General features: G+C 55.9%; 23 protein-coding genes. 14 read left to right on the top strand and 9 right to left on the bottom strand.

What is annotated here, in order from left to right; translation table 11 throughout:
* The first annotated feature begins 7 nt into the window (after positions 1-7).
* A complete protein-coding gene (locus FHT28_RS17720) occupies positions 8-475 on the top strand; it encodes an Rrf2 family transcriptional regulator (protein ID WP_037202617.1) in 468 nt (155 codons plus the stop codon).
* Between the two features lie 45 nt (positions 476-520).
* Here the strand turns inward: FHT28_RS17720 and FHT28_RS17715 are convergent, their stop codons facing one another.
* Positions 521-1,717 carry an SfnB family sulfur acquisition oxidoreductase gene (locus FHT28_RS17715; protein WP_037202615.1) on the bottom strand — a complete coding sequence of 399 codons (1,197 nt, stop codon included), beginning with the start codon at positions 1,715-1,717 and terminating at the stop codon, positions 521-523.
* 195 nt (positions 1,718-1,912) lie between these two features.
* Here FHT28_RS17715 and FHT28_RS17710 point away from each other — a divergent pair, with 195 nt between their 5' ends.
* The 5 genes from FHT28_RS17710 (at position 1,913) to FHT28_RS17690 (ending at position 9,985) form a co-directional block, all read left to right on the top strand.
* The gene (locus FHT28_RS17710; RefSeq protein WP_168596916.1) at positions 1,913-2,512 is read left to right on the top strand and encodes an alpha/beta hydrolase; all 600 of its coding nucleotides are present in this window, start codon (positions 1,913-1,915) and stop codon (positions 2,510-2,512) included.
* Between the two features lie 381 nt (positions 2,513-2,893).
* Positions 2,894-4,309 (top strand): FAD/NAD(P)-binding protein, encoded by a 1,416-nt coding sequence (locus tag FHT28_RS17705; protein ID WP_037202612.1) that lies wholly within the window; start codon positions 2,894-2,896, stop codon positions 4,307-4,309.
* 417 nt (positions 4,310-4,726) lie between these two features.
* Complete coding sequence (locus FHT28_RS17700) at positions 4,727-7,342, top strand: mechanosensitive ion channel family protein (protein ID WP_168596915.1); 2,616 nt, start codon at positions 4,727-4,729, stop codon at positions 7,340-7,342.
* A 292-nt stretch (positions 7,343-7,634) separates the two neighbouring features.
* Complete coding sequence (locus FHT28_RS17695; protein WP_037202609.1) at positions 7,635-8,465, top strand: response regulator; 831 nt, start codon at positions 7,635-7,637, stop codon at positions 8,463-8,465.
* A 188-nt stretch (positions 8,466-8,653) separates the two neighbouring features.
* Entirely contained in the window at positions 8,654-9,985 is a 1,332-nt protein-coding gene (locus FHT28_RS17690; RefSeq protein ID WP_037202608.1) for a diguanylate cyclase, read from the top strand.
* A 39-nt stretch (positions 9,986-10,024) separates the two neighbouring features.
* Here FHT28_RS17690 and FHT28_RS17685 read toward each other — a convergent pair whose 3' ends face one another.
* From FHT28_RS17685 to FHT28_RS17675, 3 genes are all read right to left on the bottom strand, one after another.
* Positions 10,025-11,044: a GlxA family transcriptional regulator gene (locus FHT28_RS17685; RefSeq protein ID WP_348644881.1), complete on the bottom strand. Its 1,020-nt coding sequence runs from the start codon at positions 11,042-11,044 to the stop codon at positions 10,025-10,027.
* 302 nt (positions 11,045-11,346) lie between these two features.
* Positions 11,347-11,553, bottom strand: a complete 207-nt coding sequence (locus tag FHT28_RS17680; RefSeq protein WP_168596914.1) for a hypothetical protein — start codon at positions 11,551-11,553, stop codon at positions 11,347-11,349.
* Positions 11,554-12,045: 492 nt separating this feature from the next.
* The gene (locus FHT28_RS17675; protein ID WP_246703090.1) at positions 12,046-12,354 is read right to left on the bottom strand and encodes a helix-turn-helix domain-containing protein; all 309 of its coding nucleotides are present in this window, start codon (positions 12,352-12,354) and stop codon (positions 12,046-12,048) included.
* A gap of 159 nt (positions 12,355-12,513) precedes the next feature.
* Here FHT28_RS17675 and FHT28_RS17670 point away from each other — a divergent pair, with 159 nt between their 5' ends.
* The 6 genes from FHT28_RS17670 to FHT28_RS17645 all read left to right on the top strand — a co-directional run bounded on the left by FHT28_RS17670 (position 12,514) and on the right by FHT28_RS17645 (position 18,780).
* Complete coding sequence (locus tag FHT28_RS17670; RefSeq protein WP_168596913.1) at positions 12,514-12,822, top strand: DUF6634 family protein; 309 nt, start codon at positions 12,514-12,516, stop codon at positions 12,820-12,822.
* A 469-nt stretch (positions 12,823-13,291) separates the two neighbouring features.
* On the top strand, positions 13,292-14,974 hold the full coding sequence (locus tag FHT28_RS17665) for an AAA family ATPase (protein WP_348644995.1): 1,683 nt from the start codon (positions 13,292-13,294) through the stop codon (positions 14,972-14,974).
* A gap of 199 nt (positions 14,975-15,173) precedes the next feature.
* A complete protein-coding gene (locus FHT28_RS17660) occupies positions 15,174-15,944 on the top strand; it encodes a metallophosphoesterase (RefSeq protein ID WP_168596999.1) in 771 nt (256 codons plus the stop codon).
* A gap of 149 nt (positions 15,945-16,093) precedes the next feature.
* Positions 16,094-17,035 (top strand): hypothetical protein, encoded by a 942-nt coding sequence (locus FHT28_RS17655; protein WP_168596912.1) that lies wholly within the window; start codon positions 16,094-16,096, stop codon positions 17,033-17,035.
* Positions 17,036-17,141: 106 nt separating this feature from the next.
* The gene (locus FHT28_RS17650) at positions 17,142-17,906 is read left to right on the top strand and encodes a metallophosphoesterase (protein ID WP_168596911.1); all 765 of its coding nucleotides are present in this window, start codon (positions 17,142-17,144) and stop codon (positions 17,904-17,906) included.
* A gap of 571 nt (positions 17,907-18,477) precedes the next feature.
* Positions 18,478-18,780 (top strand): hypothetical protein, encoded by a 303-nt coding sequence (locus FHT28_RS17645; protein WP_168596910.1) that lies wholly within the window; start codon positions 18,478-18,480, stop codon positions 18,778-18,780.
* A 793-nt stretch (positions 18,781-19,573) separates the two neighbouring features.
* Here FHT28_RS17645 and FHT28_RS17640 read toward each other — a convergent pair.
* The 4 genes from FHT28_RS17640 to FHT28_RS17625 form a co-directional block, all read right to left on the bottom strand.
* Positions 19,574-20,449 carry a hypothetical protein gene (locus FHT28_RS17640; protein ID WP_168596909.1) on the bottom strand — a complete coding sequence of 292 codons (876 nt, stop codon included), beginning with the start codon at positions 20,447-20,449 and terminating at the stop codon, positions 19,574-19,576.
* Between the two features lie 137 nt (positions 20,450-20,586).
* Entirely contained in the window at positions 20,587-20,916 is a 330-nt protein-coding gene (locus tag FHT28_RS36260; RefSeq protein WP_246704890.1) for a thermonuclease family protein, read from the bottom strand.
* 1,252 nt (positions 20,917-22,168) lie between these two features.
* Entirely contained in the window at positions 22,169-22,735 is a 567-nt protein-coding gene (locus tag FHT28_RS17630; protein WP_168596908.1) for a hypothetical protein, read from the bottom strand.
* Positions 22,736-22,831: 96 nt separating this feature from the next.
* On the bottom strand, positions 22,832-23,683 hold the full coding sequence (locus FHT28_RS17625; RefSeq protein WP_168596907.1) for a hypothetical protein: 852 nt from the start codon (positions 23,681-23,683) through the stop codon (positions 22,832-22,834).
* A gap of 362 nt (positions 23,684-24,045) precedes the next feature.
* On the opposite strand from FHT28_RS17625, the gene FHT28_RS17620 reads away from it, so the two are divergent.
* The gene (locus FHT28_RS17620; RefSeq protein WP_168596906.1) at positions 24,046-24,525 is read left to right on the top strand and encodes a hypothetical protein; all 480 of its coding nucleotides are present in this window, start codon (positions 24,046-24,048) and stop codon (positions 24,523-24,525) included.
* On the top strand, positions 24,525-25,016 hold the full coding sequence (locus FHT28_RS17615; protein ID WP_168596905.1) for an HAD family hydrolase: 492 nt from the start codon (positions 24,525-24,527) through the stop codon (positions 25,014-25,016). Before FHT28_RS17620 ends, FHT28_RS17615 begins: the two co-directional genes overlap by 1 nt.
* Before the next feature lie 151 nt (positions 25,017-25,167).
* On the opposite strand, the gene FHT28_RS17610 is transcribed toward FHT28_RS17615, so the two are convergent.
* Entirely contained in the window at positions 25,168-26,259 is a 1,092-nt protein-coding gene (locus tag FHT28_RS17610; protein WP_246704884.1) for a site-specific DNA-methyltransferase, read from the bottom strand.
* Between the last annotated feature and the right edge of the window lie 48 nt (positions 26,260-26,307).

Raw genomic sequence — 26,307 nt, 5'->3', positions numbered from 1 at the left:
GATAGCGATGCTTACGAAAAAAGGAAAATATGGATTGAAGGCGCTGGTGGATCTGGCTCGTCTTGGGCCGGGCGAAACAGCGTTCATCAACGATATCGCGTTACGCAACAACATTCCGAAGAAGTTTCTCGATACCATCCTGCTCGAATTGCGCAATGCCGGTGTGCTTCGCTCGAAGAAGGGGCCTGGCGGCGGTTATTCGCTGTCGCGCCCGGCTTCGGAAATCCGCATCGGCCATGTCATTCGCACATTGGACGGTCCGCTCGCCCCGATCCGCTGCGCCAGCCGCACGGCCTATGAGGCTTGTGACGACTGTTCGGATCCGGAGCGCTGTCAGGTGCGTCGCTCGATGACGGAGGTCCGCGACGCGATTGCTGAGATTCTCGATAACATGACGTTGGAACAGTTCGTCGCTGGCGGTTCGCAGATCGAGATCCCGGAACGGGAAGACTACCGCGCTTCGAATATCGGCTGAACCCTTCGGCCGTTTCCTTTTTATTGGACCCGGCGCAGCCGACGTTCAGGGCGATGAGCTCTTTGGCGGCCTTATGCCGTTCAGATGATAGTTGCCGACGGCATTGTATGTCCGTCGTGCCGGATCATGGAGCGTATGAATGCGGGCATTGCGCCAGTGGCGGTCAAGATTGAGGCCGATGCGTGCCGAGGACGCGCCCGCGAGATCAAACAGCGTGTTGGACGCCTCCATGGCGATCTCCGCCGTCACGGTCTGTGCCGCCGCCACGGAAAGCGCGGCATCGATCACATGATCCTCGGTGAGATTGATCTGGGCGGCATCGATCTTGCTGCCGGCGCGCTCCACCATCGCCGTTGCTGCTTCAATGCGAACGGCAATCTCTCCCACTCTGGTGATAATAAGCGGATCATCCGCAGCATGCTTCAGGCTATTGTCCGTCGAGGGATGGGCGCGCATGAGCTCGATGGTCGTCGCGAGCGCCGATCGGGCTATGCCGAGATTGATGCCGGCATGGGTGAGCTGGCCGACGGAATCGATGACGGAAGGCTGCCCAAGCTTTTCATGATGCGAAAGCACCGCGTCGACGTTTAGATAGATATTGTGCAGGATGGTTGTTCCGTTTCCGGAGGTGCGCTGGCCGAAACCATCCCAGTCGTCGATGATCTGGACGCCTTCGGTATTCCTCGGCACGATGGCCACGGCATCGGCGATGAACATGACGATCCAGTCGGAGAAGAGAACGCTGGCGGAATGGAAGCTCCGGCCGTTCAGGCGGTAGCCTAGCCCGTCATGTGTCAGTTGCAGATCACTTTGACCGGCTCCGCCTGTGCCGGCATCGGAAGAAACACTGCCGAAACGGTCACCGGCCATGACCCTGGCAAAAAGGGACGACTTCTGCTCCTCACTGCCGCCGGTACGCACCGCTTCCAGCACGTGGAAATGGGTTTGCAAAATCTGCGCGATGGAGGGATCGGCTCCTGCCAGGATGGCGATGATTTCGGCAAGGACGGAGTTGGAAATATCGATGCCACCATGTTCCGACGGCACGGAGATCCCGAACAGGCCTGACTGGGAGAGGGTCTCGATTTCGTCATAGGGCAGGACACGGTTGATATCGCGATCGCTGGCCTGCAGCGCGAAGCCGACGGCCAGCGATCGCGCGATTTCGAGCGCTTCCTCTTCACTTTGAATACGATGCGCGGGTGGCCTGACGCGTTCGTGCAACTGCGAAACAGTCCCCATCCATCACTCCATCAGCCAGCGCCAGATCGGTTCTTCAGGCAGGGCAAATCCGTAAGATCTTAATTTCTATGGATCTAGTATACAATGGATTTTCTTTGCTTATTCGGATCCTGCCTTTCGGCATAATAGGCGGCAAATGGAGAAATTGTAAGCACGCGGCCGGAAGACGTGGCCGCCTGCATCCAGGAGATCCCCATGAGCGCCATCTTGATCCTTCCCGGCCTGAACGGTTCCGCCGAGGGCCATCGGCAACGTCATTGGACGCGTGATCATGCCTCCGCGACCATCGTGCGACAGGCTTCGTGGTCGAGGCCGGTATTGTCTCAGTGGCTGCAGGCACTCGAAAACGAGCTGGAGCGAGCGGGGCAGGCATGGCTCGTCACACACAGTCTCGGCTGCCTGCTTGCCGCCGATCTGGCCGATCGGCCGGCTGCCAGGCGAGTGAAGGGCGCCTTTCTGGTGGCGCCCTGTGATCTTGAGAGGACCGAGAGGCTTCATCCCGGCGCTATCGAATTCGGCGCGATGCCGACCAGTCCCTTGCCGTTCAGAAGTCTCGTTGTCGGCAGCCGTGACGATCGTTACATGGATTTCGCAACACTCCGGCGGTATGCTGCCTGCTGGGGAAGCGAGATTCACGATCTCGGAGACGCCGGTCATATCAATATCGAAAGCGGCTTCGGCCGTTGGCGGGAAGGTTATAAGCTATTCTCTTCCTTTGCCGAAACCGTAGAAGGTAGATCGCAAAAAGGCCTGCGATCGCAGGCCGCCACCCGCGTCATGGTATCATCGCTCTGATCCGTTCCCGGGCTCGGTAGGCAAGAAAGCGCTTGCTAACGGCGCATTTTCACGCTTTCATATACGACTAAATGAGTAGACAATGGGAACAATTCCGTTGCCTGACTATTTTGACGGGCAGCCGTGTGCGTAGCCAGTTGCAGGTGTCCGGTTCTTGAATCCGGGTTTGAGCCTGCGTGTCGCATCTTGCTTCGTGAGGGGAAGGTATTCCCGGCTGAAGGCGATGCGCTGAATTTTGAGAACCGATGCGGCTTTCATGCGTTTTATGAGCCGCAGCGCTCTGGCCGCCAAACATTATAATCAGAGTTTGTGTTTCGCAGGCCGTAAAGTGAGCAAGCCCGAGAAAGGCATGATCGACCACCTCTCGCCCCAGGAGTTGATATGACGGTTCAGGGATTTTTTTCCGCCAAGGCAAATGCGGCGGCCCAGGCTTACGCGATGCCCCGTATCGCCGTTATCGGCCGCGGCTTCTCGGGCATGATGATCGCGATCGCCCTGATGAAGACGGTGCGCAACCCGTTCCACCTGCAGCTTTTCGATCCGAATTCCAGCGTCAGCGGGGGGCAGGCCCTGGCGTCCGGCCACAGCAGCGAAATCCTCAACAGCCGCGTTCGCGACCTTTCCGTTTCAGCCGGAGATCCTGACGACTTCAATGAATGGCTGTGCGGCAATGCTCCCTTCCGCAGCGCCGTCCCGGCGGCCATACCGGGCTTTCAGCAGATCTTCGTTCCGAAGAGCATTTTCAGCGATTATGTCTATCAGCGCTTTTCCGAAGCCTTTGCATCTCGGCGAGACGTGACGGTTCAGGTCAGCGGCGAGATGGTCACAGGCCTTCGTCGCCTGCGCGGCAGCTGCTTTCTGGTGGAAAGCGAGGGTGCCGCCAACGCACCGTTCGATATGGTCGTACTGGCGACCGGCTATGGCATTGCCGACCAGGAATCGCAAAGCGGTGAATCGGTGAATATCCCAACGGCAGTCCGTGCTCGCCGCCTGGTGTCGCGGCCGCATACGGTGCTGCTCGGCAGCGGCTTGCGCGTCGTCGACAGGTTGCTGCAGATGCGCGACGGCGGCTATGCGGGTCAGATCACCATTGTTTCCAGACGTGGATTCCTGCCGCAGAGCCATACGCGCAACAATGCCGAGCCCGTCTTTCCCGCCGACAGGATGCCCAATCAGCTGAGCGAAATCATCCGCTTCATCCGCAGGGCCTGCGAAGATGCAGAAGCGAACGGCCAGAGCTGGCAATCCGTCATGAACGGCCTGCGCAAGCACGCGCGCTCGCTCTGGCGAGCGTTGCCTGCCGGTCAGAAGCAGCGGTTCAACCGCCATCTGCGGGCACTCTATGACAGCCACCGCAACCGACTGCCCGAGGCATTACATGTTCGCCTGAAACAGGAACTGGCTGAGGGCAATACGTTGCTGCGGCGAGGTCACTTTATCCGGCGGACGCCGACCGGATTGACGCTGAGGCCCGCCGGACAGCAGGAAATCGAACAGCTCTATGCGGATGAGGTGATCGACTGTCGGTGCCAGGCGCCCGATCTCGATGCGCCGCTGCTGCGCAAACTGATCGATGCCGGCCTTGCCGTGCCGGACGAACTTGGCCTCGGCCTTGCCGTCGAAGCAACGGGCGCGCTTGCTGTCGATGGACGAACGACCGACGGAATTTTTGCGATAGGTCCGCTAGGGCTCGGCAGTCTTCCTGACATCGACCTCGTGCCTGAAATCGTCACACAGGCTTATGCGGCCGCGGAGACTATGGCGGAGCGCTTCCATCCGCAGTGCAAGGCGGTCTAGCCGACTTTTCAGATTTTTCACGAACAGATCGGCCGCTTCATCCTCCGGGAATAAACGTCGCTGTCGCAGGACACGCCGATCGGCACGGTTGCGGCTGTAGTCGGGACGCAGCCTTCATCCTTATTCCCGCGAAATGGTACGAGCAGGGCCGTCCCCATTGCCGGCTGCATTCTTCGGCCTATCTCCGGGCCTGTCTTTGGGTGTAGCCTTCGGAAAGTCAGAACGGCGATCTTCGGCCTTGGGTATGTCCGGCCCGATAAGGTGTGGAACGCCTTTGTGTCGCCTTTCTTTGTCTTACAAGGCGTACGCGTAGAGATTATGAAATCTGCAATCACAGTAGAGGACGAATCTGTCCTTCATGTCCATGGCGATTCTGGTTCAGTTTCCCATGACTTTATTTGCGACTAGGAGCTTTGCTTGCGCCCGCTGAAATTCCGTCTGCGTATTCTGCCGCTTTTGCTGCTGGGATTGGGCCTTGCCACGGCCGCCGTGCCACTAGTGGGCAGGGATGCCTTTGCGCAGGATCAGCAGCCGTCGCAACCGCCCCAGCAAGCCGAGCAGTTGCCCCGGCAAGTCGAGCAGCCGCCCCAGCTTGCCAACGGCTTACTGGATGCCGCCGTTGCCGATCTTAACAAGGCGAAGAAGGAATACGGCTCCATCCAAGACAGTGCCAAGCAGGCCGGAGCGGACGACGAAGCACTGGTGGCGCTTTCCGGCCAGGTAGACGTTCTCAACCGCTCTGTTGCGGCAATTTCGACAAGGTTGAAACCCCGTTCCGCCGAGATCGATGCGCGCCTGACCCAGCTCGGCGCCGCGCCTAAGGAGGGGCAGCCGCCCGAGGCTGTCATCGTCACGCAGGAGCGAGACCGCCTCAATGCCGAGCGCAAGCAGATCAGCGCCGTAAGTCTCGACGCCGACAATCTGACCGCGGAGACCAATCGACTTTCGATGCAGCTCATGGAGACGCGGCGCAGGCTGTTTACCGAGACATTGCTAAAGCGCACGGAGGTTTCCGCAGGGACATTCCAGGATGCCGCATCGGCGCTCGTCGACGAGGGCGTCGAATTCCGTGACGCGGTGACGAGCTGGATCGGCTTCGTCCTGAAGGCCAAGTTTGCCTCATTCCTGGCCGCCGTCTGCCTGTCGATCGGCGCGGCCTTGATCTTCCTCTTCGGCGGCTACCGGCTGTTCCGCCGCTATTATGTGCAGGACGAGGCTATCGAGAACCCGCCCTATATCAGCCGCCTGTCGGTTGCCTTCTGGTCGACTTTGATCCGAACGCTGTCATTGGTTGCGTTTCTGGTCACATCCTTCTTCTTCCTCTCGAACTTCAATGTGCTGCGGCCGGATATCGCCCCGATACTGGGTGCATTCTTCGGCTTTATCGGCCTCGTCTATTTCGTCGGGCGGCTGACCAATGCCGTTTTTGCGCCGTTCAGGCCGCATTGGCGTCTCGTCAAATTGTCGAACAAGGGCGCGCGCTCCTTGAGCTGGTGCCTGCAGGCCATGGCCGTGGTCAACGGTCTGGATTATGTCTTCGACCGCATCAGCGAGTCCATGGGATCGCCCGTCGTCGTAACTGTGGTGAAAAGTTTCTTTGCCGCGCTGCTGATCGGCCTCATCCTGATTGCAGCGTCCTTCGGCTCGCCGATGCTGGCCAAGAACGGCGATCCCGATGCGCCGGGCCGACGCTGGCCGCACGGCATGGCAATCATCCTTCGCGTTCTCGGCGCATTGGTGATCTTCATATCGTTCATCGGCTATGTCGGTCTCGCTCGCTTCATGGCAACGCAGATGATCGTGACAAGCGCCGTCATCGCGACCATGTATCTCGGCTTCCAGCTCGGCAAGGCGGTATCAAAGCAGGGTGTCTTTGCCGAGACGATCATCGGGCGCCTTCTGGAAAACCGTCTCAAGCTTGGCGATGTCGCGCTCGATCAAGGCGGCCTCATCGCCGGGCTTGCGACCTATGCCGTGGCACTCTTGACCGGCATCCCTTTGATCCTGCTCTCCTGGGGTTTCCATATCCAGGATCTTGAACTGATTGCCTATCGGCTGTTCACCGAGATCCGCATCGGCAACATATCGATATCGCTGCTTGGCATTTGCGCCGGCATCCTCTTGTTTGCCGGCGGCTATCTGATTACGCGCTGGTTCCAGCGGTGGCTCGACAGCAATGTCATGGCGCGCGGTCAGGTAGATCTGGGTGTCCGCAACTCCGTGAGGACCGGTATTGGCTATCTTGGCGTCGCCGTGGCTGCGATCATCGCCATTTCTGCCGCGGGCATCGACCTGTCCAGCCTGGCGCTCGTTGCCAGCGCGCTCTCGGTCGGCATCGGTTTCGGCCTGCAGAACATCGTGTCGAATTTCGTCTCCGGCCTGATCCTCCTGGTCGAGCGGCCCTTCAAGGTCGGCGACTGGATCGTGTCGGGCACATCCGAAGGCATCGTCAAGCGCATCTCGGTGCGTGCGACCGAGATCGAAACCTTCCGCAAACAGTCGATCATCGTGCCGAATTCGGAGCTCATCAATGCCTCGGTCGGCAACTGGACGCACCGCAACCGGTTGGCGCGCTCGGAAATTCCAGTATCCGTCAGCTTCGAGTCCGATCCGCAGAAGGTGATGGAAATCCTGCTGGATTTGGTGCGCGGCGTCCCGAAGGTGTTGAGAAATCCGGAGCCGCATGTGGAGTTCCTGCGCTTCGGCCCGTCCTCGCTTGATTTCGAGATGCGGTTCTATCTTTCGGATCTTTCCGACGGCATGGATATCCGCAACAGTCTACGCATCCAGATCCTGAAGCGTTTTCGCGAGGAGGGAATCTCCATTCCCTATCCGCATCAGGAATTGCACATCGTTCGCGATGGCAAGCGAAGCCGGCAGATGGATGCCGCCGGCAGTAAATTGACGGATTCCGCGGACGGGCCTGAAGAGGAACGCGAGGATATTGCAGAGCCTGTCGTTTCTCAGCGCGAGGAGCAGGTACAGGAGGCAAAGAGCGCCGCCCGCCGTCGCGGCCGGACGGCGGCCGAGTAGGGGTACGGGCCGGGCCGGCGGGTTCGCCTTGCCGGAGGCCATGCGAAGCGGCCCAGCTCGCTTGCGCCTCGTTCAGCGCAGTAGGGACCTGCCCCGGTCGAAGGCTTCAAAGCGTATTATTCTGCAATTCCAGTTTTTGAAAACTGGGGTATCGCCTATCCGACCGGCGAAATGCTCGTCGATATCTGGCCGTTTCCTTCATTTCTGGGAAACCAGTCGACTTAACAAATATTCAAAAGCTTTGTTCTAGAAACAATAACAGAGGGGCCAATTTCAAAAGCAGGTTTTTATTATGCCATTTCTGGGTGTTTCGGGGATGCAATATTCCGGCGCGTCGCTTGCTGGATCGCGTATTCTTCTTGTTGAGGATTCCAATCTCTTTACTTCGATGATCCGGGCCAGGCTGAGAGAGCTTCTGGACATCGATGTCGAAATCTGCCGCAATTTCGAGGAGTTGCAGCTTGCTTATGACAAGTCGTCGGAGCCGATCCAGCTGGCGATTTCAAACATGAACCTGCCGGGAGCCGAGAAGGGCGAAGCGCTGGCTTATCTGCTTGATCTCTCCATTCCGACGATCGCTTTCACGGGCACCTTTCTGGAAGGCACGCGCGACGAGCTGATCGCCAAGAATGTCGTCGACTACATCCTCAAGGATAATATTTTTGCCGTCGATTTGCTGGCGGAATCGATCTGCCGCTTCCTCACCAACCAGCGCCATCATGTTCTGATCGTCGATGACAGTCCAACGGCGCGGGCCCTGTTGTCCAGCCGGCTGAAACGCTACAATTTTCGCGTCAGTATCGCGGAAGGCGGCGTCAAGGCGTTGGAGATCCTGAAGGCCAATCGCGACATCGGCCTGATGGTCACGGATTACAACATGCCCGACATGGATGGCTTCGAGCTGACGCGGCGTATTCGCGCAGCGACCGGTTCGCACCAGTTGCGCATCATCGGCGTCTCATCATCAACCAATCGGCTTCTTTCGGCACGCTTCCTCAAGGCTGGCGGCAATGATTTCATTCTGCGGCCGTTCATCGACGAGGAGTTTTACTGCCGCGTAAACCAGAATCTCGACACGTTACTTCAGATTCAATCGGCGCGGCGTGTCAGCGAAATAGCGTGAAATACCACAAGGCCGGCGTAGCGGCGTCGACCTAATGTGAGGAAAATTCATTTTTATGCAAATGTCTGCAATCTGCGGTTCCAATTTTTCACGAATCCTGTTCAGGATAGGTGTATCGGCGGTTTTAGCAGATGCGAGACTGACTGAGTATTTCGTGTGCCGGATGGCACGGGAGGAATTGAAGGGAAATGGTACTGCATGTGGGAGCCCTCAGCGATGGCAGCAGCTATCGCACTGGCAGCCAGAAGATACTTCTGGTCGAGGATTCGCGCATGTTTTCCGCCGTATTGTCGCATCGATTTGAAACCGAACTCGGTCTTGCCGTCACGCATTGTGCCTCGTTGAAAATGTTGAACGAAGCGCTGGCGGACGGTGGCCGCGGCTTTACCATGGCGGTGATCGATCTAAACCTGCCCGACGCTGCCTATGGCGAGGCGCTGGACGTCGCCGTCAAGCATCAGATACCAAGCATCGTCTTTACGGCGTCTTTCGATACGGCGACGCGAAATCGCATCATGGAGCGCAGTGTCGTTGACTATGTCTTGAAGGACAGCGAGTTCGCTCTCGACAATCTCGTCGCGGCCGTTCGGCGCGCCATCACCAATCGGACGACACGCGTACTGGTTGTCGATGATTTGCCATCGGCCAGGCAGATGCTCATAGACCTCCTGCAGGCACAACAATTCAGGGTTACCGAGGCCAGCACAGGCGTCGAGGCTCTGGCGGCGTTCGAAGAGTTTGACGATATCGAAATTGTCATCACCGATTACAACATGCCCGACATGAACGGCCATGAACTGACGCGCCGCATCCGCCATCGCTATGGATCGGATAGGATGCGGATCATCGGCATCTCTTCTTCAAACGACCGGTTGTTGTCGGCAAGCTTCCTCAAGGCCGGCGCCAGCGACTTCATCTACCGCCCTTTCGTTCCGGAAGAGCTGCAATGTCGCATTGCTTTGAATGTCGAGACGCTGACGCAGCTCAAGCAATTGCGGGCGGCGGCGGCGAGCGACTATCTGACGGGTCTTTACAACAGGCGGTATTTTTACGATCACGCCCCGCGGCTGGTGAATGAATGCCTGCGCCGACAGTGCCCCAGTTCCGTTGCCATTCTCGATATCGACCATTTCAAGAAGCTAAACGACACTTACGGTCACGAAATCGGCGATCTCGTGCTTAAGGCTGTCGCTCGTCGGCTCCATGCGCTGTTCGAAGGCACCACGAGCCTTTTGTCCCGCCTTGGCGGCGAAGAATTCGCCATTCTGTTCAATGAAATGGATTCGCGCGCGGCAACCATGCTTTGCGACGAGGTGCGTATCGATCTCGCCGGTTTGAAGGTCAGCGCGGATGACGAGGAATTATCCGTTACCGTATCGATCGGCGTCGCCGAGATCGCCGGCTACGAATCCTTCGACAACTATCTCAACGCGGCCGACCAGTTTCTCTACATGGCCAAGCATAACGGCCGCAATCAGGTCTATTCCGACTTCAGGATGACCGAAGAAGCGGCCGAATAGGCCGCTTGCATCGATAATCGCTGCTGGTTGATGCTGTTTTCAGACGACGATGCCGGTGCGGTTCGTCGACATGGTCAGCTTGCGCTCGGCGCGCTCCTGCTGCGGCGAGCGGTTGTAGAGTTCGCGATAACACTTGGAAAAATGCGAGGCGGACACGAAGCCGCAGGCGACGGCCACTTCGACAACTGGCATGGAGGATTGCACGAGCAGGTGCCGGGCGCGATCCAGCCGGATTTCGAGATAGTAGCGGGCCGGCGAGCGACCCATCTCCTGCCGGAACAGGCGTTCGATCTGGCGGCGCGACAGGCCGGCATCATCGGCAATTTCCAGCAGCGACAACGGCTCGGCGAGGTTGCTTTCCATCAGCTCGATGATCGACAGTACCTTGGCATTCTGCACGCCCAGGCGCGCACGCAACGGCAGGCGCTGGCGGTCATGCGGGCTGCGGACGCGATCGGTCAATTGCTGCTCGCAGACGCGATTGACGAGGTTCTCGCCGAAGTCCTGGCCGATCAGGTTCAGCATCATGTCGAGCGAAGCCGTGCCGCCGGCACAGGTATAGATGTTGCTGTCGACCTCGTAGAGATCGGCATAGACTTCGGCCTGTGGGAAGGTCTCGGAGAAGCCGGGGAGGTTTTCCCAGTGGATGGCGCAGCGCTTGCCATTCAGCAGGCCCGCCTGGGCAAGCACATGTGCGCCCGTACAGAGACTGCCGACAGCCACGCCGCGATTATAGGTCTCGCGCAGCCAGGCGTTGACCGACTTGTTGTTGAACTCCTCGACATAGATGCCGGAACAGACCAGCACCATATTCGGGCGGTTTTCGCCGCCGAGATAGCGGCGTTCGTCGGCGAGCGCTGAGTTGACCTCGAGGCCGATGCCGCTGGAGGAATAGACCTTCTGGCCGTCGGTGGAGGCGAGACGCCATGTGTAGGCGGGGTAGCCCAGCATGCGGTTGGCGATTCGCAATGTCTCTACCGCGGCGGAAAACGGCAGCATGGTGAAATGCGGAACGAGGAAGAAAACCAGGGAACGCGTCTTAATCGGAGTCTTGCTCATATCGTGAAAATCCATGCTCCAGGACCATTGCGTATTCCTTGCGTCAAATACGTCGGCTCGATGGTCTATTAGCGACATTGGCATGGATAATCGCGGCCGCAAAGGAATATTTGCGTTTGCTACAAAAAATGCCGCTGTGAAGAAAGCAGATGAAGGAGTGCAAGCAATCTACTGAAACAACCAAATATATATGGGGCTGATTATCAAGATTAAGTTGGAATGCGCGTCCAGATGCACAAATGTTCGAAAGGCGACACTCGTTGGGGTTGAGTGTCGCCTTCAGATTTTACGATCATTCGCAATCATCGCATAGCCTTGGGAGTGTTGGTTTCGTTCGCGGCGGGCCAGCCCATGTCCTTGCGTACATCATCGGACAAGGACTCAAGCTCGCGTAGCGAACGCCATTGCTGCCAGCGATCCGCGATCTTGGAGAAAAAAGGCATGTGGCTGCCACCCGATGGAAACGGGCTCTGCGCCCTGTCTGTATGTCTATAGGTGATCGTTGTCATTTCTAGGTTCCTTTCGGCTTTAGATGCTCAAAAGATCGCAATCCTCAAGCAACAATATGAATCCGACCTATTCATCAATCAAACGAATAGATCTTATATCTGTCATTAGTATTCTTGAACGATTGCGTCTTGCCGGGCTTTCGTTCGAGGGCGGACTATGGCAGGAAAATTTCTCCCATTTCGTTCGGAAGAAATCCGCCCTTCGGAATCAGAATTTTTTCCCTTGTCGCGAGTTTTCAAAGCTTTACGCATAGCCACATCCCTCGCATTAGAGGGGCGGGGAATAGATCGACATCGAAACGGCCGTTAAATGGTCAGCCACGATCAGTCGCAGTAAGCGACCACGACATGCGCATGTTCCCTTCAAAGCTAGAAAGACCGAATGCGGTTTGGCTACATCAGGCTGAAGTTCGAAACGATAACCCGGATCTGCGCACTGGTTTCGTGCAAAGAACATAGCCGACCGACTGACCGGCGTTTGTGCTGCGATGGTTAGCTGTCAGTCTCTTCGGCAGCCCTTCCGCGGTCGGACCCAGCCACAGAAACCTGTCTCTCAGCCTCAGGCTTCGAGAAGCGGACTCCATCACCGACAATGTCGGTCTCTGGCAGAAACAGTATGCCTTTCTCTTCAAGGGCGGCTTGCAGCTTGGCGAGTGACGCAATGTTTTTGGGATCGTCACCCTTTTCGATACGCGTAATCGACGTCCGCGACACACCCGCGCACTTGGCGAGTTCGCTCTGACTTAGGCGCAGCAATCCGCGCGCGGCAACGATTTGCTCTGGAGTTGCAACCATCTTCATAGAACGCAGAAACCAGCTCAATTCTTGCGTTGTCAAATTGAGTCAAAAAGCGCTTTTAAAGACGCAAAAAGATTCTTTGGATGGACATTAAGCTCCATTCCGGTTACGAGTTGGTTATTCAAGACGCCGAATCATGTTTTATGAAGACGGAGGCATTCGATGAGTGAGAAGGGTGTGTACCTTGGTGGCGATCGCGAACGCCTGCTTAAAAAGCTCAGGTCCCTTGTCGACGATCTGGAAGCGGGAGCATATCCCAACGCTTGCGACATCCCCGTATTCCTGGATCGCTGGAGAGCCGCCAGAAGAGATGTTCCGTGCCTCGTTGGAATGGTGCAGGGGCATCCAAAGCTTTCAGACGGGAGAATGTCGGTTTCATCGGAACTCTTTTATATCGATGACGAACGACATATCGCGCGAACCCTTTCTCGCTGGTATCGCCTTGGCACGCCAGCGCAGCCGCAGATTTAAAAGGGCGGCGCGCTCTACCGAGTTGAAGGAGGTTTGCGTCCTCGAAATTCCAGCCGGTGACGAAGACGCCACGTCCTCAGCCTTTGTGGTCGTCGCAATGTAGTCTCGCTGTGCCACCCATCATGCAGGAGCAGCGCGCAAATCGCGCGCGGGAATTACCGCCGGATAGATAGCCGTATCGAGTTCCATCTTTTAGGAGACACCAAATGCCGAGCAACCGATCCGGCAAGCGAACCCGCGTGCCTTGGCGTCGAACCACTAATCCCCGCGGTGCGGCTATCACCATGCCAGTATTCATGGCCTATTGCGCTATCGCGGCGACATTGCGGGCCTGGAATAAGCCCAAGCTGAATTCCATCATCACGCTAAAGGCGCACGAAGACTTCTATTTTCCCGTCTACGCCGACGCAGCGCGCCACTTCGTTTGGGAAATCTGGAAGCCCGACGAAGTGGGTTGGGATGTCTTTGAGTGGAAAGAAAGTCTTTCCGCGATCAGATGGAGGCGCTCCAGAACGGAAAGGCGATCTTTTTCGCGTCATTTGACTACGAGCTAAAAGAAGATGAGCAACTGCTATCGGACGCCGTTTTTCCATTGTGCGCTCGTTCCGATCGCCATGCGGAAGCCGCACTCCGGCGTGCTGGCCTTCCTGTAACCCAGAGAGACATAGAGATTCTGATCTCGGAACCTTGGCCGCGTCTCTACAAGGCTTTCCAGGAGCGACGCGATCCGTTGAAGTCTCTGCAATTATTGCGGAGGCTTCGAGAGCCCGGGCCGTCCGCGAACGCGACCACCAAGCCTACAGAGCCAGGTGGCCCGACGCTGTCGGATATGCATGGGTATGGCGGCCTCATCGACTGGGGATACGATCTCGCAAAGGACCTGACCGACTATAAGGCGGGTGTCATCCCATGGGGCGACGTTGACGGCGGAGTCTTGATTTCGGGGCCGCCCGGCGTCGGAAAGACCATGTTCGCAAGCGCATTGGCGAATACCTGTCAGGTGCCGATCATATTTGGGTCGGTTTCCAGATGGCAGGAGGCCGGAGCGCTCGACGAGCACCTGAAAGCGATGAGAGCTTCATTCGCTGAGGCCAAGGCGAAAGCGCCCTCTATCCTTTTCGTTGATGAGGTTGATACGTTCGGTGACCGTTCCGAAAGGGATCGCAACGGACTCTACCTGAGGGCCGTGATGACCGGCTTCCTGGAGCAACTGGATGGCTTCGAGCGACGCGTGGGTGTCGTCGTAGTCGGAGCCTGCAATTTTCCAGATCGGCTGGACCCGGCCATTCGGCGTCCGGGCCGGCTTGACCGACATATTGAGGTCACGCTGCCCGACGCCCAATCGCGTAGGTCCATTTTGAAATTTCATAGCGGTATCGTACTCGAGCCTGATCAAGCCGAGCAGTTCGATCTGGCAACAGAGGAACAATCCGGTGCGGACATAGAGCAGTTGGTCAGGCGGGCGCGGCGACTAGCGCGACGGCAATACGAAGACCTCGGAGCTCAACATATTGTTGGTCAATTACGCCCGTTGGCACCGCTCCCCGACGGCTACATCCGATCCGTTGCTGTTCATGAGGTGGGTCACGCGATCATCGGTTCCGAGGTCGGATACAGTCACGTTGCTGGGATCAAAATCTCGTCGTATCGGATCGACGGCGAATATCGGGAAATGGGCTCCGTCGAATACGAGCCGCCAACACCGCAACGAAAGACCAGGGCGCATTACGAGAACTGGATTGCAGTATGCTTGGGCGGTATCGCTGCCGAGATCGAGGTGTTCGGATCATTTGCAGATGGTGCGGCTGGAAACAGTAACTCTGACCTCAACCGAGCCACCGATCTTGCCACGGCCTTGGAAGGCGCGCTCGGCATGGGCCACACGTTGATGGTTGGGCAGCTTGATGAAAGGGAATTCGCGAGTATGCGGACCTATAACCCCGATATCAGAAGGGAGGTTCATAAAGTCCTCGAGAAAGAGCTCGGGCGCGCGAGGTCAATAATTCGGGAACAACGTCATGTCTTGGACGAGATGGTGACGCGACTGATGGAAGCACGAGCGATGAGCGGTGACGAGGTCCTAGAAATCATCCACCGAAATCGTCGTTCTACGGTCAGCCTTGCAAAAACAAACCTGAAGGCAGGCATGTGATGGCAGAGCGAAGCCAGTCGCCTCTAACACGCATCGGTGCAGACGTATGCGAAGTCATCATTGGAAGAACGATTAGCGGAACCGAAGCGGTGAAGTTTCCATGGTCGGCAACGCAAGTCGTCATGGTAGATGCAGCACTGTCGAGTGAACAGTGGGAAAAAATGGAGACCCGGCGGCCGCAAACAGAGAAGGCAATCTCATGAAGCTATGGATTCTATCCGATCTCCATTTCGACTTTAAAGGGCTTGCAGACCTGCATATTCCGGAGGCCGACGTGTGCGTTGTCGCCGGAGATATCTTCACGCATGGGGTCGTTCCCAGCCTGCGATGGCTCGATGACCGCATCGCAGCTCATATGCCGGTCGTCTTTGTGGCCGGCAACCACGAGTTCTATCACGATAGCTTCATAGGAGGACACGCCGCGGCGAGCCGCTTCGAGGCGATTGGAAACATCCACTACCTGGAAAACAAGTGCGTGCAGATCGATGGTTTCGTTTTCGCAGGCGCGACCCTGTGGACCGATTTCAACTTGTTCGGACCCGCCTGGTCACAAAAGGGGATGGAAAATGCTGCCGCTGCGATGAACGACTTTCGGTTGATCACCTTTGGCGATGAACCGCGGGATCGCTTCAGGCCTATACACACCCTGAAAATACATCAGGAAAGCCGCCGTTTTCTGGAAGGTATGCTCGCCAAATATCGGGATCAAAAGGTCGTGGTCGTAACTCACCATGCTCCCAGCATGCTGTCCGTCGAGGAAAAGTATAAGACCGATCTTCTCACTACGGCGTTTGCATCCAATCTGGAAGGCTTGATGTCCCCAGGCGGTCCGGCCCTTTGGGTCCATGGACACGTCCACCACTTCGTCGACTACATGATCAACGATACACGAGTGATCGCCAATCCAAGAGGCTATCCCCGGGAGGAGTGTTTCCGACAGTTCGATTGGGGCTTCGTCATTGAGGTCTAGCAGTGAAGGAATCCGTCTGTGTCACGACGTGCCGGCCGGCCGTCATCGATGGTTGCTTCGACGCTCTATCTCGCAAATGCAGGAAAGGTGGGAATCTGATGTCAAAGCCCCCACGGTCACCTTCAAGGGGCAATAGACCAAAAGTGTCCTTGCCCGGTTCGATGGGAGAACCGCTCGACGAAGTCGACTTTCACCCAATCGGACGCCGGATCGCGGTCGGCCAAAAGAGAATACTCAAGAACCCTCTAGTCTCGACAGATTGGGTAGGCCCTGCAATTGAGTTCTTTCTGTCCATTCTGCCGCGAACCCCAACTGGAAACTGGGAGCATCTTCATATCGCCGCTTACCAGCTAGCTTGCCAAGCCTTGGAGGCGCTGGGACACGCAATTGTCGTTGATGGTGGTGCAATACCCGTCTCTATGCCGATATTGCCAGCAGTCCTCCCGCGATGGGACGACATCGCCACCGCCGTGGTCTGGGCGGCAAGTCAATCGCGGCTCTTGCGATACAGGAAGCTCTGGGAAACGGGCAGTGCAAAGGGGCCGACAGGGCGTCGAAGGCCGAACATTCGCCCCGGCTACGGATGCCCACCTGCTTTTCTGGCGGGAAAGGCGTTTTCAGCCTTCCAGGCTCTCGGTCTGATCTTGGATTGCCGCTGGACGCCGGCTGCTGAAACCATCCTTTGGCGCGACTCTCCTTACGAAGCAGGCATGAATTTCGCCAAGGACCATCGTTTCATCGAGGCGCTCGATGCTGCGCTGACAAGCCTTTCTGAGGATGTCGCGGCAAAAATCAAAGACATTGCGACGATGCCCACGATAGAGGCCGCGGAGTTAGGGGAGTTTGCAGAGCGGTACGCATCTCGACACACGACGAAAGACGAGGCCCTCTCATTTTTGCAGGAGTGCAGCCGACGCCTTCTGAGTGAACTATTCGCAAAGCGATGGCGGTTGAGAGACGGATGGCTTTCCGCCGATGAATGCAAACGCACCTTGTTTCTTCAGCTTGATCCGCTTGCGATCGCGATGAGGGGCGAATTCGCGGCTCGTTATCTGCCGGAATTTCCGTTTCTCCATGGACCGAACGTGTAGGTAAGGTTTCGATGAACATGAACTTCTTACGATGGCATGAGAGGCGTAGGGCAGACGCCGTAAGCAAAAGCGACTCCCAATCTGCCCATGAACTCATGGTGTTGCCGTGAAAATATGGGTGATCTCCGACCTGCATCTCGAGTTCGGGGTGCCTTTTGACAACGATCCGCCGAAAGACGTTGATGTCGTGGTATGCGCAGGCGACGTCTTATCGAAAGGCATTATCCCAAGCATAAGGTGGCTGACCCAACATATCGCTCTAAAAGTGCCGGTGGTTTTCGTGGCGGGAAACCACGAATTCTATCATTCGTCCATTCACGAAAGCATCCGTCAGGTGGGGGAGGCCAATAGCCATCCGAACCTGCATTTCCTGGAAAACGATATAGTGGAGATCAAGGGCGTACTCTTTGTCGGGGGGACGTTGTGGACCGATTTCAAGCTATTCGGTCGCGATCCACAGGTCGCGATGTCATATGCCCGAAGTGGGATGAACGACTACAAGAAGATCAAACTCTCAAAGATGCCCTATCAAAAGTTCAAGCCGCTTGATGCTTACCGGAAGCACGTCGAAACGAGAAACTTCATCGCAGGTGAACTCCGTGAACACCCGGGTCAGAGGGCCGTTGTCGTGACGCATCACGCCCCGTCGCCGCGTTCGGTTGACGGCGGGTTTCGCTACGATCCGCTCGCGGCATGCTACGCTTCGGATTTAGAAGACCTGATTTGCGAGACGGGGCCGACGTTATGGGTGCACGGACATCTTCATCATCGAAACGATTACTCCGTGGGCTCAACGAGGATAGTGTCAAATCCGAGGGGCTATCCGGGCGAGGCGACAGGGTTCGACCCCGATTTTATCGTGGACATTTAATGTGGCCAGGTTTTCTTGGTTCGAGGCACCACAGTCATAGCACGCGAGAGTCGCTGTATAAGAGCCGGTGGCGATCTACACACTGGTAGTAGGTACCGTCACCCATAGCCGGCGTATCGATTTGTGATCATTGAATTACATGCTGCCTTGAAAGCGGCTATCACGCGACACGAGCTAAGAAACGGATGAATCAATATGGATGATCCAATTCGGAAAGTAATACAGGCCGGGATTGTCGGTGTCTGTTTCTCTGACCCGGCAACTGGCGCGAAGCTGAGCCGTTTGGAGCTCCGGCAAGGCGTCGGCACGCGCAGAGCATTCGAAATCGGCGACGGTGCGCTCATATATAGTCGAGAACACGTGAAGGCTCTGACGTTTGCTGGCGTGAAAGATGCATTGCTGGCTATTGCCCAAACTGCGCCTTAGCCCAAGTCGGTTGGATCATATCGGCTCATGCTGAAGGTGAATTAAAGTTCGGCATATTGTGGGAGCTGCCCGCTGGCATTCGCCCCTAAATCGTGGATATCATGGTTAGCTGCTAAGCATTTCGCCGAGCAAGGGGAAAGCCGTTATGGGTGGTATCAATATTCATTGTCCACCGTTCGTCGGACGCGATAAATCCGGGACGCCGTTTGAGGCGGTGTTGGCTGAGATTTCGGAAGGAGCCGGACCTGAAGTCGAGAGTGTTGTTCGAGGAATCGATGAGGCGCTTGAGATAGCGAGCGATGCGGCCAAACTTATTGACCCCCTGCGAGTTTGGATAGAAAGCAAGCCGAACGACCCTCGACCGATGTTCAACGAATGCGCAGAGGACCTGTTTGAAGCCTGTCGAACAGCCGTCTCGAATGATGGACCAGTCGCGCTAGTCTGGTAATGCGCTGTTCTGCGAGGCACGCTCAATCGCGGACGTTTTCATTTGCGGGTTCAGGACCTAGTAGTCAGTGGATGGGGCGATGGCAGCGTCCGGCTCTATTGGCTTTGCCGAAGCCCAAAAATCTCGAACTCTTTCCTACCAGAGAAGCGTCTCAGGTTGCAGCCATGGTAGGAAATCGTCAGGTGTTCCCGGCCGCTGCAGCCGGAATGCCCGCCTGGGCCAGGCAGCGTGCACAGATTACCGATGTCTCGCAAATAAGGCTCGCTGGGCTTTATTGACCGACCCAACATGCCAATCGATTTCGCGCTTCGACGGCGGGACATGGTCCCGTCGATGTTCATTGTCATAGAATAGCGTCCCATGAACGCCGATGGAGTGCATCACGCTTTAAGATCGGGCGATTCCAAATCTGTTCCAGAACGGAACTTGCAGCCTCGTCGCCAAGTCGTTGGATCAAGTCTTCGACCAATTCCATGTCTCGCCCGTCTGGCAATATGGCAACAAACTCTTCCTCCATAGCATCTGCAGAGACTTCTCGACACGGGCGACAGGCGGGCAGCCGTATCGAGCGGCTTCTTAGTCGTCTTGGCGCACCGTTTACTTCTATCCGGCAATTTGCGGGCTGCTTCCGACATTTGATCCATCGTCTTAACCTGCTTAAAACGACCAGCGTCTATGGATGTCGCCAGTACCGTGTGAGGTGGCAGTTGAACGATTTGGCTCGTCGACGTCTGTTGGCTTCATACGCATAGCGAAGAGCTGTCGTCTTCGTCGCGGCTCTGGTCCGACCTAGCTAGACGTCTGCCTTGGGGTCGAGACCCTCTGCTCGAAGGGACAGGATTAGCGACAGCATCTCCCGATTGGCCTCCTTGATATCGCTCCGTTGTTGGCTGAGCGTTTGAATGAACTTCTGGTTTTCCTTTGCAAACCGCTTCCCTTCCTTCACCATGAACTGGCCGACAACCACGGAGATGTACAGCAATGTCAGGGCGTTGATCACGTGCATCTCGTCGAAGTCGGAAGAGATGCCGTGGCAGACCTGGTGACGGTTGGCGACTTTCGCAAACGCCCTTCGACCGCGTTTGCTCGTGTCATATGAGGCCCTATAGGCATAGTCGATGGCAAACAGATTTACGAAGATAAAGGTCTCGGTCGCAAGGAGTTCGGCAGTAACCCCTAACGAGTCGTTCTGGAGGTCTCCTATAGCGAATCTCATCTCCACCAGGCTGGTTATCCCGTCTGTCACCCCGGTTTCGTACATGTACCGACGAGCGACCGCCTCTATTTCTGGATAGATCACCCGGAGTGTGTGAGTAGCGTTGCCCAACTCTGCCAGCGGCATGATTTCCCGAAATATCCTTGCGTCATCGGAATGACCTTTGCTGTCCAGCTTGGCAGCATAGTCCCGCGCGACCAGAGCAGCGGTTAGCGCTCCTTGTTCCGTGTGTAAGGCAAGTACCGGGTCCGAGGGAAGAATACCGCGTCGAAGAAGCATGCGTTGCGTCTTGATCCTATGGTCAATCGCGGTGGGCAGCTCGACCAGCCTCTTAAACGCCGCTTGGACCTCCGGTTTCTTCAGCCAACCATCGGCTGCTTTCCAGAACTGGTTAAACGCTTCCCCTATTCCCCAAAGGGTGGTCACCAGATCGGTTTGTTTTTCAGACGTCATTGGTTGCTAGAATCGAACAGCGCTCCGTTCCGACCTCTGCGGATCGGAACAATATGCAAAGCATTTTTCTCTGCGGCCACGATCCGGTCAAGAGGCTTCATGAGAGAGCCGAGGGATGAGAAATTTCCCAGGGAGTATTAGCCGCACCATGGGCTCGGAGTAGGGGGACAACCGTTCCGGCCGCATACGAATGACACTGCCAGTCCTTCCGCCATCAAAGTCTGGCCGACATCCTTTCCATCAACCTTTAGGATGCCGCAGCTTCGTCGGTAGTTGCACTTATCCGTACCTTCCGTCCCGGGTTTACAGGAGCATGCAACCTTGGTCACCTTAGGTGAACCGGACGCGACGAGCTGCCTTACCCGTTCGGTGGCCTTGTTTCCGAGCGCAGCCTCGCTCGCGCATCGGGGATGGAATACCTCGGGCGCGTTAAGGCCGACCAAGCGTACACGGGTGCCGTCGCCCATGCGAATGGTATCCCCGTCGATGATTGAAAAGTTCTGTGTGGTGAATCCGGAGGCCGTCGGCGTCGCAACGGTCTCCGAAGTCGATGAAGTCCAAAGAGAACTCGGGTCTCCGTGAAGGAAGCGGCTGGCCAGGACCGCCATCAAGGCGACGAGAAAAACGGCTATCTTTACCTGCAGGCGTCGATTGCCGTAGGTTCTCCGCGGCAAATTCCGTGGGGTCGAAACGGGTGAGGCCGAACGCCTGTCCGCAAGCTGGACGACGGAAGCGCCCGAGGGCTGGGTCAGCCGTCTCAGGATCGACAGTTGTTTCTCGGTGAGGCGTGTCCAGGCCCCATAGCGGACGAGTTTCTGCTGGACGTCGTAGAGGAACTGACGCTGCCACCTGGTCGGTTGCCCATTCCGAAGGATGTCATCGATCCGATTTCTGAAATGCGTGATCTCGATCTCGTCCAGCAAGTGCGCCTGGGGCAGCTTGCTTGGCCTTCTTTGATCAAGTCAGCGAAATTGGTGGTGATGGTAAATGTACGTTCGTTTGCCCGAGTGCGATCGAGGTTGGCCTTGATACCCAAGTCCCACCCGACACGACGAAGAGGGCTCAGAAACGCGGTTGTCGTGTCGATATTATTGATTTCGGTCATGTCGAGCGTAAAATTGTAAGCGACGCCAGTACGCCAAAAAATAGAGAGGAGCGTGCCGACTTCACCGGGAAATTGGGCCGGGTTAATTTGTTCCACGCCCGTCGGGCTGGCCGCATACTGTGCCCATATGCGCTTCGTTTCGGGGACGGTCCGGCTTGAGAGATACACCCTCAGGGTGTCTTCCACTCCGGCAATAGTTTAGCACCGAACGTGGTCGGAAATATCAACGGTGTCTACACCCGTGTAGTCCTCTGGCAACGGATGAACAGAACAAGACGACAGCAATGCGGACAAAATAAAGGTCAATCGCCCAGATCTCATGGTCGGCCGCCTTTTTTCCAAAGGTTGAGATCAAATGCTATTGAAATGCGCTTATAACTAGCATTTCATACACTAACCTTCGCGATTATCGAATACCAAGTTCGGGCTGAATACAAAATCAGTATTAATTCGGTGGTTAAGGTTCTTCTGGGTGCACTAACGCTTGCGCGCGTCTGAAACTCAAACACTTTCCTTCGACACCAACAATGAGGTGATCGTGGAAAGTTCGCGATGTCCGGGCAAAGTTGGTTCGATGTTGCCGATTGAGTAGGAATTGAAGGTTCTTGATCGGTTTAGGAACCTGCAATCTCGTTGGGGAACGGCTCGAGTGAAAGATGGGTCTCCAACATCGCCAAGCTTTCGGGGCCAACCCTCCATTCCAAACAATGGCCAATACATTCTTGGACACGAAGTAAGCGCAGTCGTTCTTTAAAAGCCTCGCGGCTGTATGTTCCGCCTAAAAAATATCTTACATCGGAAGGCGAGTATTTACTCACGCAACCGAGCACGACCGCCCAAGCCTGCCCTTTATTGCTGACCTTGATCTCCGCGATGACTGGGTATTTCTCCTTCAGAGCCGAAAGATATGTTCGGAGTTTAGGCACGCACGCGTCATCGACCGAACTGCCTGAACCTGCTAGATCGAATAGCTGTTTTTGGACAACGGCATGCCTTCCCTGGAAGATGTCATCGTAGGTTTCATACAGGTCCGGCAAGCTAAGCCGTTCTCCCCAATACCTTGCTGCATCAGAATAACGATCGTTCCCGTCATCGAAATCATAGGGTGGTTTCTGGAGCCGTCTCAGCCGGCTCGCGGCCCGGCGGGGGGAAAGTTTCAAATATTCATCAAGTGGAAGCATAACGCCAGGACTGCCTGATTTCGACACGTGGTGGGGTGCAAGGTCTGTTCATTCTCAAGCGTAAACGGGGAAGGGGCCGCGATGCCATGGTACCAATTACGGACCATTCGCGGGCGGAATATTGCCGTGCGACGTTGGTCGTGTCCAGTTGAAGCAATCGAACCCGTTTATGTTCGCGGGCAAGGAATCCGCTTGTGCGGCCAACAGTAGTCCGATGTGATAATGCAGGAGGCTGGTCTCGTCTACCGGCGTGTCAGCGAAACAATTTCCGCCGTCTTCCACTATGACGCGTCGGTAGGCCTTTCGTAGGGCGAATGATCCATAGCCGGTTTGCGTATGCAAACCCATCACGCCTAGCAAGTCATCTGGCGACTTCAATCTGACAAAGAGCTTTTCGGGAATGGAGACCTTCTCGTCACGTTTTGCGACACGAAGCGCCTGAATTGCTTCATTCGCCACCTGTCGCGCGGCGGCCGGCGGTCGTCCAGTTTGTATTCTCCTGGGTCTTTCAATCAGAAAGCCTTCAGAGATAGCCACGATGATGTCGAAGTCTGTGTAACTGTAAGTGACCTGACCACCTGTATTGCTGTCATCGATCTCGATAAGAATGATGCCGCCGCCACGACCTGCCTCGACAGGATCGAAACCGTAGGATTCAGCTGCCATGAGATTTGGCCGCAGCAGACCTGTTGATGCCTCCCATGTAGACGTACCGGCGCTCGACAAAACGGCTTTCGTTTGGAACCACAGAGTGTTGTCTCCGTCTTCGACGACGATATCAAACCCGTCGCGATCGACGTCTGGTTCGTAGAGGTGCAAGTGGTATTTGTTGCGAGCCGCGGCGATTTTCAGATCGAAAGATAGTCGATTGAAGAAAATTCTCTCTCGAGTGGTTTGATTTTTAGGCTCAGCGAAAAATTTCCGAAGGTTCTTGCTTTTGCTGTCCATTACGCCTCGAGACATAGCGTGGTTGTGTTTTTCTTGACAGATAAACGTCTAAGGCGATTTCCTAAACGTAGCGTAAAAGAATCGGCTAGGGCTCGCTGATAAAAGCAATGCCGTTTGATCAGTATCGGCGAGCATGGATTTCGACAGTAATGTCCGGAAAATCCAAGGAAGATTACCTCGGTGACATGCTTCCGAACGGGTTTTACTAGCGGGCGACCGACTGTTTCTCTGATTGTTGACGGACGGCCACATGTCCGCAGTACGCTGTCCTCAGCCTGAGCGGCAAAGCGCCAACAGCAACCATTGCCTCACCTCATGATATGGTATCGGTTTGGGTGATTCGTTCAGTTTCGGAGAGATCAATGGAGAATACCCGAGAGAAAGTCGCCGCCGTTACGGCGAACCTCCGACGCTCGGGCATTATCTGCGATCTCTTCGGTGGTTGGGCAGAGGAAATTCTAGGTCTCCGCGAGCCCTCGACGCACAGCGACATCGATTTGGTTTATCGTTGCGAATCCTTCGGAGAATTTGACATCAAGCTGCAAAATATTCTGGACTTCGAAGAGATACCTCTAAAGCGTTTCCGGCATAAGCGAGCATTTCGGCATTTTGGCACGCTGTGCGAGGTAACTTTAGTGCAAGAGCAAGAGCGGCCTTTGACGCTTTTTTGGGGCGACGTTCCGTTCTTTTGGGATACGCCCCTTCTGCATGGAGCCTTAATGGATGTTGGCGGGGAGTTGATTTCCATCGAATCTGCCAACAATCTCAAGCGATACCGCAATCTCCATAAGGCCACGCTGCCGCACCGCTTGCGCGACCCAAAGGTGTTAGAACCATACTGATGATGTCCGGTTCGCCGACGCCGAACCAAGATGGCGGTCGTCTGCCGTTTTGGGTATGCGAAGCCAGTGCATGCAAATTCCAGGGAACCAAAATGATAAAGGCCGTCCTCTTCGACCTCGACGAGACACTGTTGGATCGGCGGGCAGCAGCAGTTGAATTCTTGGCATTGCAGTATTGTGAACTGGTCGCCGGACAGTTCGGTGACGCTCTGTCGCAAGATCAGTATGCAGCACGCTACTTCAAACTCGAAGAACAAGGCCTCGTAAAAAAGTCCGACCTTTATCCTACGCTTGTCGCATCATTCGGGCTACCTGGTGAGTTGTCAGGTCCGCTCCTCGATCATTTCCGTTTGCGTTGTCCCGAAATGGCTTGCCCGATGAACGGGGCACGTGAAGCTCTTCAATTCCTCCGGAAGGTGGACCTGTTTTGCGCGACTATCAGCAATGGCGAGGGGGTCGTCCACTTCTCGCTAAAATTCAGACTGTTTTGAAGTCAGCGTTGGGGGCTGAGCGGGTGTATATCGGTCGGTACGGTCAACAGACGCGGTACAGACACTCAATCCGGAGATGTTCGGGATGCCTCTATACACTTCCGAGGCGTGCTTGCGAACAATCTCTTGAACAATGTCGTCCGTGGCCCTTTTAAGCCGGCACCAGATCGCTCGTCGATTGGCGCGAAATCTTCGCAAGGCTGACGGAACTTATTGGAAACATCGTCTCGAACACTGACGGCGAACTGAAGAGATCGCGTTGCACCGCGTCTTGACCGCGAAGGCGCGACCGAATGATATCCAGATAGGTCTGATCCCTCTCAACGAGCACGGACGAACGTCTCAGTCGATTGCACACTGCACCGACTGTCCCCGAGCCAGCAAATGGGTCCATAACTGTCTGCCCCTCCCTTGTTAGAGACAGCACCAGACGTTCGACGAGCTCCTCAGGGAACTGACAGGGGTGCGCGGTTTTCTCCGGATGGCGGTTCTTGACATTTGAGATGTCCCAGACATCACCCGGGTTTTTACCGAGCGGATTACCGCTGAGTTCACCCTTGTTAGGTCCTTTGTAGTGACGCTTGTTCGGGTATTTCTGTGGTACCCGGACGCTATCCAGATCAAAGTGGTAATCGTCCGACTTCGTCGCCCACACGATGGTTTCATGGCGTCCTGAAAAGCGACGGCTACAATGCATACCGTGACCGAACGTCCACACGATGCGGCCCCTGACCTTCATGCCGAGCCGACGCAGGAGCGGAATGATAATACTGTCGATTGGCACGATTTCGCCGGCGTGAACCCAGTTTCCGACCTGCCAGCAAATGGAGCCGTTCGGAGACAACAGTCGGTCGCACTCCTCGATAACGGTTCTTTGAAAGTCGATGTAGTCCTCAAGAGCGGACTTTTTCTCGTAAGCTTTCCCGATATTGTAGGGCGGACTCGTCACAACGAGATCAACTGAGGAATTCGGAAGGCTCGGCAGTATGTCGGCGCAATCGCCATTGTAGAGCGCGCAAAGGTCCAATGCCTCCGCGTATCCGCGAACACTTGATTCATTCATATCGATTTGGTTTTCCTGCTTTCGGGCGGGCCGAAGTTGTTTGATACGACTATGCTGGCGTGAGAATTTGCAGCTAACAAGTCTCGAATTAAACTTTTTTTGAAACTCGTTTCCGGCAATCAGAAAACCAAAATAACGCGGGTAGCAGCAGGACTGCCGAGCTCTCAATTCAGTCGACATCCGACGCCGGCCCTGGTCAGATCAAGGCTCTCAAGGAGGGGAGGGTTC

It is taken from the genome of Rhizobium sp. SG570, assembly GCF_012275345.1.
In the GTDB taxonomy this organism is placed as follows: Bacteria; Pseudomonadota; Alphaproteobacteria; order Rhizobiales; family Rhizobiaceae; genus Rhizobium; species Rhizobium lusitanum.
Note: the sequence above shows the minus strand (reverse complement) of the source record. Positions and strands in the feature narration are given on the sequence as shown.

Bases quoted from the DNA above. Each gene is read 5' to 3' on its own strand.
- FHT28_RS17640 (WP_168596909.1), bottom strand. From the start codon at position 20,449: ATGACGTCTGAAAAACAAACCGATCTGGTGACCACCCTTTGGGGAATA.
- FHT28_RS17645 (WP_168596910.1), top strand. From the start codon at position 18,478: ATGGGTGGTATCAATATTCATTGTCCACCGTTCGTCGGACGCGATAAA.
- FHT28_RS17715 (WP_037202615.1), bottom strand. From the start codon at position 1,717: ATGGGGACTGTTTCGCAGTTGCACGAACGCGTCAGGCCACCCGCGCAT.
- FHT28_RS17620 (WP_168596906.1), top strand. From the start codon at position 24,046: ATGGAGAATACCCGAGAGAAAGTCGCCGCCGTTACGGCGAACCTCCGA.
- FHT28_RS17705 (WP_037202612.1), top strand. From the start codon at position 2,894: ATGACGGTTCAGGGATTTTTTTCCGCCAAGGCAAATGCGGCGGCCCAG.
- FHT28_RS17710 (WP_168596916.1), top strand. From the start codon at position 1,913: ATGAGCGCCATCTTGATCCTTCCCGGCCTGAACGGTTCCGCCGAGGGC.
- FHT28_RS17685 (WP_348644881.1), bottom strand. From the start codon at position 11,044: ATGAGCAAGACTCCGATTAAGACGCGTTCCCTGGTTTTCTTCCTCGTT.
- FHT28_RS17625 (WP_168596907.1), bottom strand. From the start codon at position 23,683: ATGGACAGCAAAAGCAAGAACCTTCGGAAATTTTTCGCTGAGCCTAAA.
- FHT28_RS17695 (WP_037202609.1), top strand. From the start codon at position 7,635: ATGCCATTTCTGGGTGTTTCGGGGATGCAATATTCCGGCGCGTCGCTT.
- FHT28_RS17630 (WP_168596908.1), bottom strand. From the start codon at position 22,735: ATGCTTCCACTTGATGAATATTTGAAACTTTCCCCCCGCCGGGCCGCG.
- FHT28_RS36260 (WP_246704890.1), bottom strand. From the start codon at position 20,916: ATGGGCGACGGCACCCGTGTACGCTTGGTCGGCCTTAACGCGCCCGAG.
- FHT28_RS17675 (WP_246703090.1), bottom strand. From the start codon at position 12,354: ATGAAGATGGTTGCAACTCCAGAGCAAATCGTTGCCGCGCGCGGATTG.
- FHT28_RS17610 (WP_246704884.1), bottom strand. From the start codon at position 26,259: ATGTCGACTGAATTGAGAGCTCGGCAGTCCTGCTGCTACCCGCGTTAT.
- FHT28_RS17670 (WP_168596913.1), top strand. From the start codon at position 12,514: ATGAGTGAGAAGGGTGTGTACCTTGGTGGCGATCGCGAACGCCTGCTT.
- FHT28_RS17690 (WP_037202608.1), top strand. From the start codon at position 8,654: ATGGTACTGCATGTGGGAGCCCTCAGCGATGGCAGCAGCTATCGCACT.
- FHT28_RS17680 (WP_168596914.1), bottom strand. From the start codon at position 11,553: ATGACAACGATCACCTATAGACATACAGACAGGGCGCAGAGCCCGTTT.
- FHT28_RS17660 (WP_168596999.1), top strand. From the start codon at position 15,174: ATGAAGCTATGGATTCTATCCGATCTCCATTTCGACTTTAAAGGGCTT.
- FHT28_RS17720 (WP_037202617.1), top strand. From the start codon at position 8: ATGCTTACGAAAAAAGGAAAATATGGATTGAAGGCGCTGGTGGATCTG.
- FHT28_RS17615 (WP_168596905.1), top strand. From the start codon at position 24,525: ATGATGTCCGGTTCGCCGACGCCGAACCAAGATGGCGGTCGTCTGCCG.